Here is an 18,036-nt window from a genome sequence, read left to right as displayed (position 1 = left end):
AACGAAAAACTTACGCATAAACATAATAAAATTACGCTTTCATTTTGTAGCCAACGCCACGCAATGTTTCAATTTCTATTCCAACAATCTTTTGACGTAACTGAAGAATATGGGTATCTACCGTACGTGTTGTAGGAAAATGGTTGTAACCCCAAACTTGGTCTAAGAGCTCATCACGAGTAAACACTTTTCCAAGGTTTGATGCTAAGAAAAGTAAAAGATCAAACTCAGTTCGAGTTAATGTAACGTTCTCACCTGAATTAACCACATCACGAGTAGAAGTATCAATGGCTAGGTTACCCACTACCAATTTAGATTTTACTTCATCGGTTTCTGGTGAACGTAAGTGTGCACGTAGACGAGCCAGTAATTCCGCTTCAGCAAAAGGCTTAGTTAAATAGTCATTAGCACCTGAGTCTAAACCCGTTACTTTGTCTCTAACAGAAACAAGTGCAGTTAATAAAATAACTGGTACATCTTTTATTTGTTTCCATTGGCTTAACCAAGTTAATGAATCGCCTTCAGGTAGCTGACGGTCAAGAATTACAATATCAGCTTCGCTCCAAAGACCAGATACATTTGCCGCATTTTCAGAATGTAAACAGCGATAACCCGCTTCTTCTAAGCTGACAATCAGTCCGTCCGCTAAATTTTTATCGTCTTCAACAAGTAGGATTGTCTGTTTCACAAGGTATCTCCAATATAAATGTCGTTGGTGGCCCCTGAAGAGTCATGGTTCCGCCCATTCTTTTAATCATTGACTCAACAATAGTTAGACCAAGGCCTAATCCTGCTTTGCTAACAAAAGGTGTTTTTAATTCTTTCCAATCACGTTTTGTTAATTGTCCGCCATCAATGACTTCAATTCTTAATTTTTTCTGTTCTACAGTAACGTTCAAAATAACTGGTGGTACACCGTATTTATGAGCATTACTAACTAAATTATCTATACAATTGCCTAACCAATATAAATTAACTTTTATTGAGGCATCTTTATTTATCTTAAATTCAACTGGTTGAGTATACTCCAAACAACGATAGCTGAGCCATTCTTCAACAGACGGTATCCAATCTGTTGAGAACCCTTTATCATCCGATTGTAAATAATCTTTACTTGCTTCAGCTAATTGACGTAAACGTCTTGAATCTTCACATAAACGTCTAAATTCATCGTACAAGGATTCCGGCAATGCTTCAAACTGTCGTCGAAACCCTTCAACGGTTAATCCCAAACTTGCGATTGGCGTTCTCAATTCGTGTGTTAGAATTTGTAAGACTAACATTCGACTTCTCATCTCTCTACGTTTACCGTTCCACTGAGAGATACCCCAACCTATCGCCAAACAGACATTAATGAACACCAAAAACAATACAATATAAGACAATGTCTTGGAGTCTGTTTGATCTTGCCAACACACATTACCATTTCTTACATAGCAATTTGCCCCTTGCTTAAATAAGGTCGCTTCAAGTTGGTAATTTTCTAAATACTTATTCTTTAACTCTGTTGGGTATAAATAATAACGACTGCCTTTACGTAGCCACAATAAATCGTCAGCAATGATAGTATCTGAACCACTAATGATGGCTCTAATTGCTGTATCATCCATCATTTGTAAATGATGCAATAATGTTCCTTCACTAGCGACAGCTCTTTCTTTTATATGCATATACGGCGACAAATGCGCTTTTGCATCTGGGTGTAATTGAACATATCGATATGCATAAGAGCCACCACCAGGGTGAATCATTCCTGATCGTGCAAACCAACTTGTTGGTAATTTTATACCTCGACACATTGCACGGATCAAAACAAGAGGCTCACCCACTAATGGACTTACAGGCCACGGTCCCGTACATGTTTGCGCACTATGGTACAGTCTTTGTAATTGCTTAAATGGGTATGAAGCCGTCTGAGGTAACAAAGTATCAGGTGACAATAATACGGTAGGATATTCTTTTTGTATTAAGCGAATGTCATATATTTCGACAGCTTGTTGCTTTTTAAACGCTTTTTTAAAGTTATCGATCTTTGTTGCTAAGCTATCTGCATGAGATGAGAAGCTTAATAGCAATAAAGTCGAGAATAGAAAGCGCTTATTGAGCAACGTAAACTCCTAAGAGAAAAAAATATAATAAAGCATAAGTTATCAGTATATTATAGTTCCAAATGAATACGAATAGTTTATTTTTACAACTGTTCATCTTTTCTTCAAAGTGGGCTTAAATTGACAAAGTCTTACTTTGCCATGACTTTACCACCTATCATTTTATATGCGGGAGTTCCTCTAATAAGGGTATCTCTAGCAAAGATTGATTGACAGTTGGGGCATTCACATTTTTTATCCGTATGATCTTCAACTATCCTCTCAACAAAACATTTCACTAGAGCCCCTTTACCACCTTTTCTATATTTATATAAAGGTGTCCTACATTTTGCACAAAAGATCATAATGGTTTTTGTGGGACCTTTCTTATTTGGTTTCGCCATTTCTTTCCATTTCATAGGTTGCTATATACAAAGGCTTTATTTTACACTCAATTAATAAGTGTTTAACCTTTTCTATATTACTTGGTTTATTAAGGTCTTTTTATGCGGATTTATGCTAAAAACCCCGATGCTCAAAGTGCATTACAACTGCTCAGAAGTATTCAATCTTATTTTAAATCTGAGCTTTTAAAAGCAAGCAGTCTAACATCACAATCAACTGAATTTAAAACCGTAGAATGGCTAAGAGATAATGGAAGTCATGGTGGTGGCGAGCGCTTTGAAGCCATTGATGGTGGAATATTTAATCGAGCATCCATCAATGTTTCACAAATTCAATACGAAGACGATGTTAGCAAACATTATAACAGCGCTACTGCTCTTTCTACCATTATCCACCCTAATAACCCCCTCGCACCATCGATTCATATGCATTTTAGTTTGACGGAATTAAAAGATGGTACTAGTTATTGGCGAATCATGGCTGATTTGAACCCTTCTCACTTTGATAAAGAAGACAAAGAATACTTCGATCAAACAGTAAAAGTTGCAGCAAAATCGTACTACTTAGAAGGGACTAAGGCTGGTAATCACTATTTCGATATCCCAGCATTAAAAAAACGCAGAGGTGTTAGTCATTTTTATTTGGAAGGATTTAATCCAGAAGGCGAAAATGGTGAGCTATTTACAAAACAATTCGCAACGAAAGTGATTGATACTTATGTGCATATTCTTAGCTCACACTTATTGAAAACAAGTGAAATAACCAAAGAACAAAAACAAACTCAATTGAATTACCACACTCTTTATTTCTATCAGGTATTGACCTTAGACAAAGGAACCACGGCAGGCTTATTAGTTCACGATCAAAATGATGTCGGAACACTGGGTTCTCTACCTTCACATATCAACCGTACATTACTTGAAGAATGGCAAGCTTTAACACCTCAACCAACAGACCGATTAGTTTCAGACTTATTAGCAGCGCTTCCTTGTGAAAATACGTGTTCAATAACAAAAGAAGTTAAGGCTAACCTAGCTCAAGCCATTCGCGCATTTTACAAGAAATAACATGCATAGTGCCACCACGCATTAAATCGTGGTGGTAAGCATTCTTATTATAAAGTTGGCTTAATCCAAACCTTCTCAAAATCAAACCAACCTAATCCATTGCATGAAGCATTTTGAATGCTGTTATTTGTGTCTTCACTTATTCCCATCCAGCCATGAAATAATGGATTAATTTGGCCACAATCAACTAAAAATCGACAAATATCGTTTACTGGAAAGTGACACTGTGACGTTGATTGCCATTTTTCAATCATATCAGACACAGTTTTAAAATCGTTCTCAGGCATTGCACGTTCAATTTCATCAAAGGCAAATAACCACGATAGTAACGCTTCAGGACATTGAGTCCCCAAGCTCATACCTCGTAGCCAAATATCAATGGTGGCAGCCTTATCTAAATCAAGTAAATCTAGGGTATCAAATTGATGTATCTTTAAAATGATCCCATCTTTATCTAATCGCTGCTTTATGATCTTCCCTAGTAATGGGTATAGTGGATGTTCATTCTCAAAACCTAAGTGAACGACACTCCCTCTTTCTGGTAGTTCAAATGGCGCTATATTTCGATTTAAACAATGCTGAAAACCAGGTAATAATCCATATGCGTTAAACAGTCCAATACCATTCATAGATGAGTTTTGAAGCTCATTCAATAAGAATAACGGGGTGATCGTATTTAATAGATAACTTAACCAATTTTGATCTTTTGCGATGCCATTTTTCCGATTAAATAATAAGTAGCTACAACCACGATCGACATCAACAGTTTCACCATATGAATCAAGAGATTGTTCATTTCCTTCGTACACTTCCAACCCCAACTTGAGTTGAATAGGTGCAATCTCAGGTAATGTCCATACTTCCACAGAATCGATAAGCGGTCGATAACCAAAATACTGCTCATTGGCAACTAAGATTAATTTTTTATCTGTATTTTCAGCGACTTTATAAGGGCCACTTCCAATGGGTAAACGCTGTTGTTCTTGATTATCATGACTGGTCGTTGGAACTAACTTAGCGTTAAATTGAGCTAATTTTGAATCAAAGTAATAGTCGTCTTTATTCAACACAAAATCGATTATGTTTAAGTTTGGGCTAACTATCTCTTCAATATGACTAAACACATAATTATTTTTTAAATGATTAAACGTTTCTTTAATGTCTTCAAAGGTAAGTGGCTTTCCATCATGAAAATAGATACTTGGTCTTAAATAAAAACGCCAATGTGTAGGTGAAAGCATTTCCCAATGGTGGGCAATGTCCCCTTCAACTTCACCATTTTTATTCCACTGAGTAAGCCCATTGAAAATTTGCTGCATTAAATGCTGCTCTGAACGACGAATAGCTAACGATGGTTTTAACAGATTCAGTTGGCGGTAATATGGCAGTTTAACAACTTGTTTGCCCTTTTCATGAGATACACCCAATACTTTATGGATCAAATCCAGTAGTGCATCTTGGTTACCATCCAAAATATCAAGTGCGACGTCTAGTTTACCTTCTTCAATATTACGTCGAGCAAGGGAGAGATAGACCGTATCAGGCGTAGATAAGAATTCAAGAACAGAACTCTTGCCTCGACCAACCGCAGGGATCCAATCAATCCATTTTTCTTCAGACATTTTTTTAAGAACCATGCGGGTATTACGGCGTGTACAGCACAGCAGATCAGCAATATCGTCAATTTGAACACCTTCTGACGATAGGTGATAATGACCATATAGTTTTTCAAATTGCTTTCGTAATCGTGGGCTACCCATATAATTCCATTCTGTAGGTTGAAGTAAGTCTTAATTTTCTATTCATTTTTCAAGACTTCAAACTAATACTCTTGATTTTTCAATAAGTAAGTTTACACTATTTTTCAATGATAATAGAGGGAAATCATGATGTCTCCAGTCCAGTTACACGAGTTTAATACTCATACCAGAAGAAAGTCAGATCGCTACCCTGTTGAGCGTAATGGTATTTTCATTGTAACTTCTGGTCAATTTCATTACCGAGATAGAACAGGTGACGATATTACCCTTAATACTGGTGATTTTTTGTTATACAGCTCTGGCGATATTTCAAAAATAAAAATGACAAATGAGAACAATAATTTTAAAGCACAATCTGTTGTTATCGACGTTGCCTTATTTCAAAAGTTTTTGTCCTACAGTAATGCCCCTGCTCATACACCATGTAATTCAGATACCTTCATCTTTACTGCTAACGATACGTCAGTAGTCAAACTACTCGAATTGCTAAAGGAACAATTAGCTAATAACGACAACAGCGACACTCTAGAGTTTTTGACCCTAGCACTGCTTAGTGAAATGGTAAATAAACAGCCATGTCTTATTCCTGTTATCCAAAAAATATCGGTATTAACGACCTCTCAGCAACTTATAAGATACGTAGAAGAGCATATATCAGCAGATTTAACCATTGATATGGTTGCTCCCAAATTAGGGATGTCTGCATCAACATTAAAACGCAAACTTCAATCAGATCAACTTTCTTTTGCTCATTTGGTTAAAGTTAAACGAATTAATTATGCGGCTACGCAACTTAGATTGACTCGAAAAACCATCACTGAAATCGCCTATGACACAGGTTTTAAAACAGCGGCTCACTTTAGTACGAGTTTTAAGTCCGTAAAAGGGATCACCCCCAAAGAATTTCGTGATTCACTTCAAGGTTAATTTGTCACAATGGTGTAACACTTCCCGACTATGATGCTTTTTTTTCATTATGGATTTAGATCATGTTCAAAGCGTTTAGTTACACCACCATATTTACAGCGTTACTTTTTAGCTCCTCAACTTTTGCTGCAAATACAGTAATTGCAGGTTCTACATCTGTTTCTACACTATTAGAACCCTTTATTGATGAATACAATAAAGACAATAAACCACTTGTTGATTTGCAAAGTATTGGTTCAAGTGCAGGCATTAAACTACTGGTTGATGACACAGTAAATCTTGCTATCAGTTCTCGTGAGTTAACAGACAAAGAAAAAGAGACATTAAGTTCAACCCTTATCGCTTATGATGCCATCGCAATTGTTGTCCACCCTGACAACCCAATTACTGAATTATCTACAGAGAACATCTGGAAAATCTATCACGGTGATATTAAAAACTGGAAAGAATTGGGTGGCACCGATCGTAAGATCTCTGTAATTTCACGTGAAATTGCTTCAGGCTCTCGCTTCTCGTTTGAAAAACACTTTGGTTTAACACAAGAAATCAACTCATTCACTGTATCAGATATTAGCGATAACGCTCTTGTTGTTAATGGTACGGGTATGGTTAAGAGCATTGTTTCACGCAACCCTTATGCTATTGGCTATGTATCTGCTGGAACACTTGGTGATCTTGCTCAACTCCGAGTACTAAAAGTAGATAACGTACTACCAAGTCAAGAAGCTATTATGGAAAATAAATACTCTCTTTCTCACCCTTTCTTATTTGTATACAAGAACCAAAAAGTATCTAAAGAATCGACAGAGTTTATGAATTACATTGCTTCACCAGAAGCAACTAAAACCATTCAATCACTTGGTTATATCAAGTAACTATTGAAAATAATGGTCGAATAACATATTGTTTACTCGATTTTAATTTCAAGGATGTCACATGTTAACCGTAAATAGCTATTTTGAAGATAAAGTAAAATCTATTGGATTTGAACAAAACAGTAACGCGATTTCTGTAGGTGTAATGTTACCGGGTAACTACACTTTTGGCACAGCTGCTGCTGAAAAAATGAGTGTTATTACTGGTGCTCTTACCATTAAACGCTCAACAGATGCTGACTGGGTTACTTTCTCTTCTGGTGAAGATTTCTCAGTTGAAGGTAACTCTTCATTCGAAGTAAAAGTAGAAATCGAAACTGCGTATTTATGTGAGTATTTGTAATACGAGTAACTAACCAAATTAGTATTAAATCACAATACTGATTTCACACTATTACTCGTTTATAGTTTAAAAAAATGACAAGGAAGTTCGCTCCCTTGTCATTTTTTATTTCTGATTTACTCTATAAAAGTAAACTAGATAGCTTACTCGTCATCAACCACAATTTGCTTTGGCTTTTTCTTCGGCATAAATACCTGATCGCCAACCGCCACATTTGTATGGAACGAGTTATCACGTTTCTTAGGCGCTTTAGGTTTGTTTTGATTACCCTTCGCTTTAAATTTCTTAGGATCGCCTTTTTTCACAAACGTACGTTTATGTTTCGGTTTCAATCCTTTAAATTTGCCTTTTAATTCTTCAAATACAGAGAAAGACAAATCTTGCTGTAAGAAGGTTTCTACACGCTTAAAGCTTTCCCAGTCTTTTGGACCAACAAGAGAAATCGCAGTACCTTTCTTACCTGCACGGCCTGTACGACCAACACGGTGAACATACTCTTCCATATGCTTAGGCATATCAAAGTTAATTACGTGCGTTACGCTTGTTAAGTCTAAACCACGAGAAGCAACATCGGTTGTTACTAAGATTTTGTGAACACGACGTTCAAACTGACTCATAATGTTATTACGAGCGGTTTGGTTCATATCACCACTTAGCGCTACTGCTTTTAAGTTTTCTTCGTTTAATAGTTTAGTTAAACGATCAGTATCGGAGCGTGTTGCTGTGAAAATCATGATTTGGAAGTAATCTTCAGTCTCAATGATTTTGTTTAAGATCGCTTGTTTGTGATCTAAATGATCACATAAGTAGAAACGTTGCGTAATGTCTTTGTGCTCATCATTCGATAAACCTACAGAGATACGCTTTGGATTATCTAGCATGTTACCTGCGAACTTATTCACTGCATCGTGATCAAGCGTTGCTGAGAACATTAATGTTTGACGACGACGGTGACTTGCTGCTTTATGAATCTTTTGCAAATGCTCTGCAAAACCAAGATCTAACATACGGTCAGCTTCATCAAGTATCAGTGTTTCTAAACCATCAAGGTACAGAGATTGATGCTCAAGGTGGTCAGCTAAACGTCCTGGAGTGGCAACAATGAACTTAGGGTGCTTGCGTAATGCATTCACTTGGTCATTAAAGTTCTCACCGCCTGTAATCAATGTCGCGTCATAAGTTAAGCCACCAAGCATTGCACGTAAATGACTGTATACTTGTTTTGCTAATTCACGTGTAGGCGCAAGAATCACTGCTCGAGGATCATTCTTTGAGAAAGATTTTGTTTTCAGTGATTTGTGAAGCATTGGTAAAACGAATGCCAGTGTTTTACCTGAACCTGTTTTTGACGACGCAAGAACATCTTTACCTGCAATAGCAACAGGAACAGCTTTACGTTGAATTTCAGTTGGTGTTTTAATGTTCTGGTGAGCGAGATTTTTTAATAGGCGATTATCTAAACCTAAATCTTTAAATTGCAAAAGCTGCACTCCAATTTCGAGTATTATTGATAAATAACCAGTCATTCTGGTCTAATGTGACGAGTATATCATAATTGTCGTTTATCCTTGCATATAAATCTTCATTTGAACTCTTACACTCTCTCATGACTTTGTTACAATGGTTTTATTCTAATAAACATTCATTTATAAAAATAAAAGTAGAAAGTTCATGAGCATTCAAATTACTGGAACATTAGCAAAAATGCGTTCTTCTTTATCTGAAGGAACCGTCCAATATCGTCTACCTGTCGGAGATGAAGAAATCAGCTTAAACCCTTTAATCGGTAAAACGCTAACTCTTACTCATACAGGTAATATCTTTTGTTGCTCATGCGGCAAGAAAACCAAAAAAAGCTACTCCCAAGGTCATTGCTTTGTATGTATGAAAAAGCTAGCAAGTTGCGATATGTGCATAATGAAACCTGAAACATGCCATTTCTCAGAAGGTACATGTCGTGAGCCTCAATGGGGTGAAGATAATTGTTTTGTTGATCACTATGTTTATCTTTCAAATACATCGAGTATGAAAGTCGGCATTACCCGTCACACTCAAATTCCTACACGCTGGATTGATCAAGGCGCAACTCAAGGTTTGCCTATCGCTAAAGTGAAAAACCGCTTAATTTCAGGCCTAGTTGAGATTGAGTTAGCAAAACTCATTGCAGATAAAACCAATTGGCGCACGCTATTAAAAGGTAACGGTGATCCACTTCCTTTAAAAGAAGCGGCTTTAGAACTATTGCCTCAAGTTGAAACGGCAATTGCAAAGATTCAAGCTGAGCATGGTGACGATTCTGTTGAATTATTAGACGAGCACATTCTTGATATCGCGTTTCCTGTTAATGAGTTCCCGACAAAAATCGTCAGCCATAACTTTGATAAAAACCCTGAAGTCACAGGCGTTCTTAATGGCATTAAAGGTCAATACCTACTGTTTGATACAGGTGTTATCAATATCCGTAAATTTGGCTCTTACGAAGTTACCGTGACAGCGTAACTAATAAAAGCCCATTTATGATGTAAATGGGCTTCTAATTTCTTAACTTTGAAACACTTAATCTGTGATTTCACTCGATTTTTCCTTTTCGTTCATTTGCTTAATTTAATTGATTCAGATATCAATACTGGAACGTATAAGGAGTTACGAATGCTATTGGCAACACAGGACGAGTTTCAAACTCATTTATTCATTGATGACGCAGGTTCATATTGCGCTCAATATGACGGCTTCATTTTGAGAAGTGTTTTCCAACCAATATTTGATAAACAAATGAATATTTTTGGTTATGAAGCATTACTTAGAATTCAAGACTCAAATGATCAACCAATCAGACCCGACCTTTTCTTTTCGGACTTATCTCGCACTTTAGAACAGATACTAAATATCGAGCGCTTAAGCCGTGTTATTCATATTCGGAATTTTTCTACCTTTGCGCCATTAGGTTGCAAGCTGTTTTTAAATGTTTTACCTGAATCCGCAGTCCTTCTTTATACCAGTCATTTACCTGATATAAATGCAATGCTATTAGAGTCACGGATCAGTGCTTTAAACCTATCTCCACAAAACATCGTATTTGAATTAGTAGAATTTCATTATCAAGATGAAAAAAGGCTAATTAATGCTATTGAAATGATCAAAAAACACGATTTTTTTGTTGCTATTGACGATTATGGATCGGAAGCCTCTTCTGCACATAGAGTTTCACAATTAAATCCAAACGTAATTAAAATCGATAGAGAGCTCTTATTAAAGTATGAAGCTGGCGTCAAAGCCCCTCTGTTATCTGCCCTTTCTATCGCAAAAAAACAAGAGGCATTAACTATTGTTGAAGGCGTTGAAACACCTCATCAATATGAGCTAATGAAAAAATTAAACATTGGTTATTTCCAAGGTTTTTTACTTGGGAAACCACTTCCATTACACGAACAAAATCACCAAGCCGCGTAAATTTTCACATTTATAAGTAACTGACTAGTGATACATTAATCAGTTACTTTGAATACCAATAACATTTTCAAAACAGATTCTCATATTGATTCTTATTTTGAATATAGCATTATCCTTCTGAATTACCATTTTCCCACCGAGTACAACAAATCAAATAAAAACATTATTAATCAACAAGATAAATAAAACTTATTTTATTTACAATTGATGGTATGCATATTGCTAGATTCAAAGAACTGAATAAAACAATGCTTAGAACGATTAGCGAATACAACTAATTAGTATGGTGTTTTTACAGTTAAATGAACGTATTTATGCTCAAACCAGTTGTTTTATTTATTCCGTAGTTTCAGATGCTACATCTATACATTTTGCTGAGATCACATGAATCTCATTCAAACAGAATAGAGGCTTATTATGAAATACAAACAACTAATACCAATTATTGCTCTCGCTACTACGAGCATTCCTATTCATGCAACCGTCGTCGATTTGGACTTTTCAAATCATATTGAAGACACAAATTTAAATAATAGTTTTGGTCCCTCATATGATGGCCCTGTTATGCACTTCCTAAATGTTGGTGTTCATAACGGTAAAACTATTGATGCGAAGATAAGCAGCCGAATTATTGGTGATGCCACTTTCCTATACCACACACCTAATTATAAAGAAGGTTCAACACAACCTAGTGGAGATATTGGTTTCCTCTACCAAACAAACTCTCCAGGCCCTGCTGGTCTTATTTATACTTTTGAATTTTTTGATGGAACCGATGGATTATCTGGTACTTTTTCAATCCCTTATACTATCCCTGAATTTGAGATGATTGGTTACGATATCGATGGTGAGCCAGTACAATCAGAGCAAGTTCGTGTATATAAAAACGAAGGGTTTTTCAGCTATCAAACCGGTTCTGCTGGAGCAAGTCTAACAGCAGAAGAAAGTCCTGATGGTCTTTCTGTTTTATTCACAGGTCCTGGCACAAACTATAATGAAACCGACACTTCAGGTGCTGTAAAATTCACCTATAAAAACACGTCTATTGTGACTCTTCAATTTGAAACCGTTACCGCTAGCAACAGCCCTTTGCCAAACCCAATTTTTTCTGCTTTTGATGGTAACTGGGATCTTGATGACTTTACTCCACCAATTGGAAGCTCTGATGAATCTGATTTTGGTGATGCTCCAGATAGTTACAACACTTTAAAATCAAATAACGGTGCAGAGCATGCTATGACAAGTACCCTTTACTTAGGTAGTAGCGTCGATGCAGATACCGATGGCCAACCAGGGATTGCATCAAATGGTGATGATCTTGATGTTGACGGTAACGACGATGACGGTATCACTATCTTGACCAGTTTAGAAAAAGGCTTAGACGCCTTAATTAATGTAAATGCCAGTGGCAGTGGTTATTTACAAGCATGGGCTGATTGGGATATGAACGGTTCATTTGATGAAGGGGAACAAATTTTAACAAACCACCCAGTTGTGAGTGGCGTACAAATCGTTCCAATTAGAGTCAGCGATAGCGCAACTATAGGTTCTGTACAAACTCGTTTCCGTTTATCAAGCAACCCTAATATACCAAGCTCGGGTTACGTTGGTGATGGTGAGGTCGAAGACTATGTATTTGACGTTACTGACCCGGGAACAACAATTCAGCATTCTGGTTATTATACTGCAGCATTTGAGGATAACTGGCCTGAAATTGGTGATTTTGACTTAAATGATGTGGTTGCCTATTACCGAACTACTATTGTGAGTAAAGATGGTGAAGTATTACGATTTGATATCACTGGGACCATCATGGCATACGGCGCATCTTATGGTAACGGTCTAGGTTGGAAACTGAATGGTTTCTCTGAATCGGATATAAACCTATCGTTGGCTCGTTTAGAAAAAAATGGCGTGACTCGAGCGAATATTTCACCATTTACTGGCAAAGACAAATCTATCGCCTCTCCTGGTGGAGACTTGGTTGTTGTTGCCTCATTAAATCTACGAGAAGACATAATCATTAACGAAGAGTGTAAATTCCACCGTACAAATCCATCATGTAGTGCATCACTTGAATCAGAGCAGATGACATTTAGTATCTCACTTCCTTTCAATGATGGTAGTGAGCCTAGTGTAAGTTCACTATTGCCTCTAAATGGTGCTGACCCATTCATCTTTGCTGCAGGCTATGGCTTGTATCACGGTGATAGCTTCTCTACAGCGCCAGGGACAGATTTAGAAATTCACACAGCGGATTTCCCACCGACAAGTAGAGGGACATTGGTGAGCAGTTTCTATGGTATTGCTCAGGATGATTCAGACCCTGCAACAAGTAAATACTACCGTACAACCGGAAATCTTCCATGGGGATATTAATTTCATCACCTTGGAATCATCCATCAGAATATATTGATATTGGTGATGCTTACCCAGACTTCGCTGAATGGGCAACATCAGGCGGTACAGAAAAAACAACTTGGTACCTTAACCCTACAGCTAGTAATACTTGGTCAACTGCTGACTAACAAGGAGGATTTATGAAACGAATTAATATATTACTAAGTATCGCCATCATTACTTTTCTTTCTGCATGTAGTGATTCGTCATCTGGTACATCGGGGGAGCAGCACCTGCAGCGGCAGATGTACCTAAAAAAGAAAGTGGTATTAAAACAAGTGAGTTGTCGGTGCCAGAAGGCTTTACATTCTCAACAGAGCGAGAAGTCACTTTCGACCTTTCTGTTGCAAGCTCTCAAAGTGATCGAGGTTTTATGTCTATCTACACTGAATTTAATGAAGGTGCCGTAGACTATACATCTCAAATCATTCTAACCCCAATGAATGACAGTACCGAATTTAAAAGCAGTATGATGCTTCCAAACCACGTCGATAAGGTTTGGGTGGAAATTTGGTACCCTTCAGCACTAGGCAGTGAAATAAAACAAATGATAGATATCGTTGATAATACTGTTGTTGCAACTTTATAAACATCATCAACCCTAAGCATTAATTTAAACGGCCTATTTAGGCCGTTTTTTTTCATACTAAATCACCAAGCAATACAAGGAGCTCTTTACACTTTCCACTTTACCGTTAAAATAACTCTTTTCGTTTTTTAAAGGATTCACGCCATGTCCATCCAATGGTTCCCGGGACACATGCACAAAGCTCGTAAAGAGATTGAAGAAGTTGTGCCAAAAATCGATGTTATCATTGAAGTTCTTGACGCCCGTATTCCTTTTAGTAGTGAAAATCCGCTTATCTCTTCTATTCGTAAAGACAAACCGTGTGTAAAAGTACTCAATAAGCGTGATTTATCGGATCCAGAAGTGACTCAACTTTGGATTGAGCATTTAGAAAAAGAGCAAGGCGTAACCGCAATGGCGGTTACAACCGAAAACCCTGAAGAAATTCATAAAATCATGGAAGTATGCCGTAAGCTTGTTCCTCACAGAGAGGCAATGGGCAAAAACGTTCGTACTATGATCATGGGTATTCCTAATGTTGGGAAATCAACCATCATTAATACTTTAGCCGGTCGTACAATTGCTGTAACAGGTAACCAACCAGCGGTTACTCGCCGTCAACAACGTATTAATCTTCAAAATGGTGTCGTACTTTCTGATACTCCAGGAATTTTATGGCCAAAAGTTGAAAACCCACACAGTGGATTCCGTCTAGCGGCAACTGGTGCAGTAAAAGATACAGCAATGGAATATGACGAAGTTGCATTCTACACCGTTGAGTATCTTGCGAAACAATACCCAGAGCGTTTAAAAGAGCGTTACAAATTAGATGAACTACCAGACAATGATTTAGAACTAATGGAAGCGATTGGTCGCAGCCGTGGTTGCTTACAAGCTGGTGGTCGAATCAACCTTTACAAAGCGTCTGAGATTTTACTTCATGAATTACGTTCAGGTGTTCTAGGTCAAGTGACTCTTGAATTACCAGAAATGATCACAGAAGAGTTAATTCAAGTTGAAATTGATGCCGCTCGTAAAGAAGAAGAAAAAGCGAAGAAAAAAGAAGAGCGTCGTAAGCGTTACCTGAAAAATAAACGCTAATACTCAATGGCAAAAATACAAATGGGGAGCACTTCGCTCCCCATTTTTTATAACTTATTTTTCGATGATCAAACTTAATAAAATCGTTTCTAACTGATCCCATGGAAGCAATTGAGTATCGATAACTTCAAGTTTCGACTCCATACCTTCAATACTTAATTGATTAACTGAGACAACACGGTTAGCCACATTAAATGCATAACAACCTTTATCAGTATTCATTACCGCTTTAATTCGTTCTGCATTCAAATCAGATAGCATTGAAAACAACTCTTCAAAATCAAATACGGACTCTGCACCAAAAAACCATCCGCAACTTACATAGCCTTGGCCTTTATTCTCTTTACGACAAAATTTTTGTCCTGGTTCTAATGCCATCTCTACAATATCTTGTTCAGCATGGTGATGATGATGTTCTTCAATCGTTAACTCAATAGTACGATCTTCATCTAACCAAGATTGTGGTAGATCACCATGATTTATCTTTGTCGTTTTAGGCTGCGTTGATAGCTCTTTTGCCCATGAGTCGAATAAGCACTCATCGTAATCTGAGACCATGTCCATCTTAGTTGCAACAACAACATCAGAAATACCCAATTGATCATTAAAGTTTTGATTAGATACATACTTTTCATCAGATAGGTTTCGTGGGTCAACAAGGCCAATCGTTGCTTTCAAATCGATATACTTTTCATAGTTTTCTGATTGTAAAATAGCAATGATCTTTTTAGGGTGCCCTAACCCTGTTGGTTCAATAATTAAACGGTCTGGTTTTTGTCTCAGTAACGCGTTAATACCAACAGACATAGGAAGGCCAGCAGTACAGCACATACAGCCACCAGGAACTTCTTTCACCATGGCACCGCCTTCAGCAAGAAAAGCTCCATCAATGCCAACTTCACCAAATTCATTTACTAATACAGCCCAAGATTCATTCTCTGGTTTGTTTTTTAGTAGTTGTAAGATGGTGGTGGTTTTTCCTACACCTAGAAAACCCGTAATAATATTCGTTGGTATTTTTTTCATTTTCTTACTCTGTTGTGATGGTATTTTTTCATGATACCTCTACTGAGTCTCAACCTACTAATTTTTTTAATAAACAGCTCTACTTATCTTAGAAAAACATTACAATAAGCACTTGATTTAGGTTATGTTAACAATATGTAGAAATAACCGTCATTTCGTCGAAAGTTAGCTCATTATTTAAGGTTTCGTTATGTTTAAATTCTTTGAGCGGTTAACCACTGCTTTTCCAGAACAAGAGCCAAATCAGCCCCCAAAAGGCCTATACGCTTTTTGTCGTCATTATACTAAAGGGTTCGAAGTTCCATTAATTAGCATGTCATTATTAAGTGCCGTTATTGCCATGATCGAAGTGTCATTATTTGGCTTTATGGGACAGCTAGTTGATTGGCTATCAACTCATGATAGAGAAACCTTTTTAGCTCAAGAAGGACAAACATTACTGCTACTTGGTTTTTTAATTGTTGTTATTGTTCCTATCCTTTTATTTATACATTCTTTGCTGACACACCAAACGTTATTAGGTAACTACCCAATGGCAATTCGTTGGCAAGCACACCGTTACTTATTAAAACAAAGTGTTTCATTTTACTCAGATGACTTTGCTGGTCGTATTGCAACAAAAGTAATGCAAACCGCTTTAGCCGTTCGTGAAACGGTAATGAAGCTATTAGATGTATTGGTTTATGTCTCTGTTTACTTTACTTCCATGGTTGTGATGGTTGGCCAAGCGGATTGGCGCTTAATGCTGCCAATGCTAGTTTGGTTTGCAGCTTATGTAGCAATTCAATTTCACTTTGTACCTAAACTAAAAGCCATTTCAGAACAACAAGCTGATGCCCGTTCAACAATGACAGGACGTGTGGTTGATAGTTACACCAACATCAACACAGTGAAACTCTTTAGCCACAGTAAGCGTGAGACTCAATACGCTGAAGAAGGTATGGAAGAGTTTTTAGGCACAGTTCACAAGCAAATGCGTTTAGCTACAGGCATCAATATTTCTGTTGAAATCATTAACTACTTATTGGTTTTCTCAATTGCAGCTGTATCTATTACCCTTTGGTTAGATAACGTTCTCAGTGTTGGTGCTATCGCTATTGCTATTAGTTTAGCTCTTCGTGTAAATGGCATGTCACACTGGATAATGTGGGAAATTAGCTCACTATTTGAAAACCTTGGAACGGTTACTGATGGTATTAACACCCTCTCTAAGCCTATTGAAATCACAGATAAAGAAAATGCTTCAGAGCTTAATGTGTCTAAAGGAACCATTAAGTTTGACAGTGTGAACTTTAACTATGGTGAAAATAAGAGCGTGATTAATGATTTGAACCTGGAAATTAAACCCGGTGAAAAAATTGGTTTAGTTGGCCGTTCAGGTGCAGGTAAATCAACACTTGTTAATCTACTACTCCGTTTTCATGATGTTGAGTCAGGTTCGATATCTATTGACGGTCAAGATATTAGAGATGTCACGCAGGACTCATTAAGAAGTCAAATTGGTATGGTAAGCCAAGATACCTCCCTACTTCATCGTTCTATTCGCGATAATATAAAGTATGGCCGTCCAGATGCTACGGATGAAGATCTATTCGCAGCAACTAAACAAGCGCAAGCTCACGAGTTCATTGAAACCTTAACGGATTCTTTTGGTAGCAAAGGCTATGATGCGCAAGTTGGTGAGCGTGGTGTGAAATTATCTGGTGGCCAACGCCAACGTATCGCTATTTCACGTGTATTATTAAAAGATGCACCTTTACTTATTTTAGATGAAGCAACTTCAGCATTAGATTCTGAAGTTGAAGCAGCGATCCAAGATAGTCTTGATGAACTAATGCAAGGCAAAACCGTTATTGCTATTGCACACCGTCTATCTACTATTGCTGCAATGGATCGCTTATTAGTAATGGATAAAGGTCAAGTTGTTGAGCAAGGCACACATAAAGAGCTCGTTGCATTAGGTGGCATTTACGCTCAACTTTGGAACCATCAAACAGGTGGGTTCATTAGCGAATAACATAAGTTCT

Annotated in this window: 14 protein-coding genes and 2 pseudogenes; 10 read left to right on the top strand and 6 right to left on the bottom strand. The window is 37.3% G+C overall.

Annotated elements, in window-relative coordinates; genetic code table 11:
- Positions 1-31: 31 nt before the first annotated feature.
- The 3 genes from AAFX60_016760 to AAFX60_016750 all read right to left on the bottom strand — a co-directional run bounded on the left by AAFX60_016760 (position 32) and on the right by AAFX60_016750 (position 2,491).
- Positions 32-688, bottom strand: coding sequence for a response regulator transcription factor (locus tag AAFX60_016760; GenBank protein ID XDF80034.1), 657 nt, complete (start codon positions 686-688; stop codon positions 32-34).
- Complete coding sequence (gene vxrA, locus AAFX60_016755) at positions 663-2,108, bottom strand: sensor histidine kinase VxrA (protein ID XDF80033.1); 1,446 nt, start codon at positions 2,106-2,108, stop codon at positions 663-665. The genes AAFX60_016760 and vxrA overlap by 26 nt, the downstream gene beginning before the upstream one ends.
- A gap of 131 nt (positions 2,109-2,239) precedes the next feature.
- Entirely contained in the window at positions 2,240-2,491 is a 252-nt protein-coding gene (locus AAFX60_016750; GenBank protein ID XDF80032.1) for a hypothetical protein, read from the bottom strand.
- Between the two features lie 102 nt (positions 2,492-2,593).
- Here AAFX60_016750 and AAFX60_016745 point away from each other — a divergent pair, with 102 nt between their 5' ends.
- Positions 2,594-3,559, top strand: a complete 966-nt coding sequence (locus AAFX60_016745) for a coproporphyrinogen III oxidase (GenBank protein ID XDF80031.1) — start codon at positions 2,594-2,596, stop codon at positions 3,557-3,559.
- Positions 3,560-3,606: 47 nt separating this feature from the next.
- On the opposite strand, the gene AAFX60_016740 is transcribed toward AAFX60_016745, so the two are convergent.
- On the bottom strand, positions 3,607-5,319 hold the full coding sequence (locus tag AAFX60_016740; GenBank protein XDF80030.1) for an SgrR family transcriptional regulator: 1,713 nt from the start codon (positions 5,317-5,319) through the stop codon (positions 3,607-3,609).
- Between the two features lie 126 nt (positions 5,320-5,445).
- On the opposite strand from AAFX60_016740, the gene AAFX60_016735 reads away from it, so the two are divergent.
- The 3 genes from AAFX60_016735 (at position 5,446) to AAFX60_016725 (ending at position 7,464) form a co-directional block, all read left to right on the top strand.
- Positions 5,446-6,246 carry an AraC family transcriptional regulator gene (locus tag AAFX60_016735; protein XDF80029.1) on the top strand — a complete coding sequence of 267 codons (801 nt, stop codon included), beginning with the start codon at positions 5,446-5,448 and terminating at the stop codon, positions 6,244-6,246.
- A gap of 62 nt (positions 6,247-6,308) precedes the next feature.
- A complete protein-coding gene (locus tag AAFX60_016730) occupies positions 6,309-7,121 on the top strand; it encodes a phosphate ABC transporter substrate-binding protein (protein ID XDF80028.1) in 813 nt (270 codons plus the stop codon).
- A 61-nt stretch (positions 7,122-7,182) separates the two neighbouring features.
- On the top strand, positions 7,183-7,464 hold the full coding sequence (locus tag AAFX60_016725) for a pyrimidine/purine nucleoside phosphorylase (protein XDF80027.1): 282 nt from the start codon (positions 7,183-7,185) through the stop codon (positions 7,462-7,464).
- A gap of 143 nt (positions 7,465-7,607) precedes the next feature.
- Here AAFX60_016725 and AAFX60_016720 read toward each other — a convergent pair whose 3' ends face one another.
- Positions 7,608-8,990 carry a DEAD/DEAH box helicase gene (locus tag AAFX60_016720; GenBank protein ID XDF80026.1) on the bottom strand — a complete coding sequence of 461 codons (1,383 nt, stop codon included), beginning with the start codon at positions 8,988-8,990 and terminating at the stop codon, positions 7,608-7,610.
- A gap of 145 nt (positions 8,991-9,135) precedes the next feature.
- Here AAFX60_016720 and AAFX60_016715 point away from each other — a divergent pair, with 145 nt between their 5' ends.
- The 5 genes and pseudogenes from AAFX60_016715 to ylqF all read left to right on the top strand — a co-directional run bounded on the left by AAFX60_016715 (position 9,136) and on the right by ylqF (position 14,983).
- Positions 9,136-9,963 carry a DUF2797 domain-containing protein gene (locus AAFX60_016715; protein XDF80025.1) on the top strand — a complete coding sequence of 276 codons (828 nt, stop codon included), beginning with the start codon at positions 9,136-9,138 and terminating at the stop codon, positions 9,961-9,963.
- A 150-nt stretch (positions 9,964-10,113) separates the two neighbouring features.
- Positions 10,114-10,914, top strand: coding sequence for an EAL domain-containing protein (locus tag AAFX60_016710; GenBank protein XDF80024.1), 801 nt, complete (start codon positions 10,114-10,116; stop codon positions 10,912-10,914).
- Between the two features lie 417 nt (positions 10,915-11,331).
- Positions 11,332-13,442: pseudogene (locus AAFX60_016705) on the top strand (LruC domain-containing protein).
- 12 nt (positions 13,443-13,454) lie between these two features.
- Positions 13,455-13,903 (top strand): annotated as a pseudogene (locus AAFX60_016700) (hypothetical protein).
- A 144-nt stretch (positions 13,904-14,047) separates the two neighbouring features.
- A complete protein-coding gene (ylqF, locus tag AAFX60_016695; protein ID XDF80023.1) occupies positions 14,048-14,983 on the top strand; it encodes a ribosome biogenesis GTPase YlqF in 936 nt (311 codons plus the stop codon).
- Between the two features lie 54 nt (positions 14,984-15,037).
- Here the strand turns inward: ylqF and AAFX60_016690 are convergent, their stop codons facing one another.
- Positions 15,038-16,009, bottom strand: a complete 972-nt coding sequence (locus AAFX60_016690) for a GTP-binding protein (GenBank protein ID XDF80022.1) — start codon at positions 16,007-16,009, stop codon at positions 15,038-15,040.
- A 190-nt stretch (positions 16,010-16,199) separates the two neighbouring features.
- On the opposite strand from AAFX60_016690, the gene AAFX60_016685 reads away from it, so the two are divergent.
- Positions 16,200-18,026 (top strand): ABC transporter ATP-binding protein, encoded by a 1,827-nt coding sequence (locus tag AAFX60_016685; protein XDF80021.1) that lies wholly within the window; start codon positions 16,200-16,202, stop codon positions 18,024-18,026.
- Positions 18,027-18,036 lie beyond the last annotated feature (10 nt).

The sequence above is a fragment of the Aliivibrio fischeri genome, from assembly GCA_038993745.2.
In the GTDB taxonomy this organism is placed as follows: Bacteria; Pseudomonadota; Gammaproteobacteria; order Enterobacterales; family Vibrionaceae; genus Aliivibrio; species Aliivibrio fischeri_B.
Note: the sequence above shows the minus strand (reverse complement) of the source record. Positions and strands in the feature narration are given on the sequence as shown.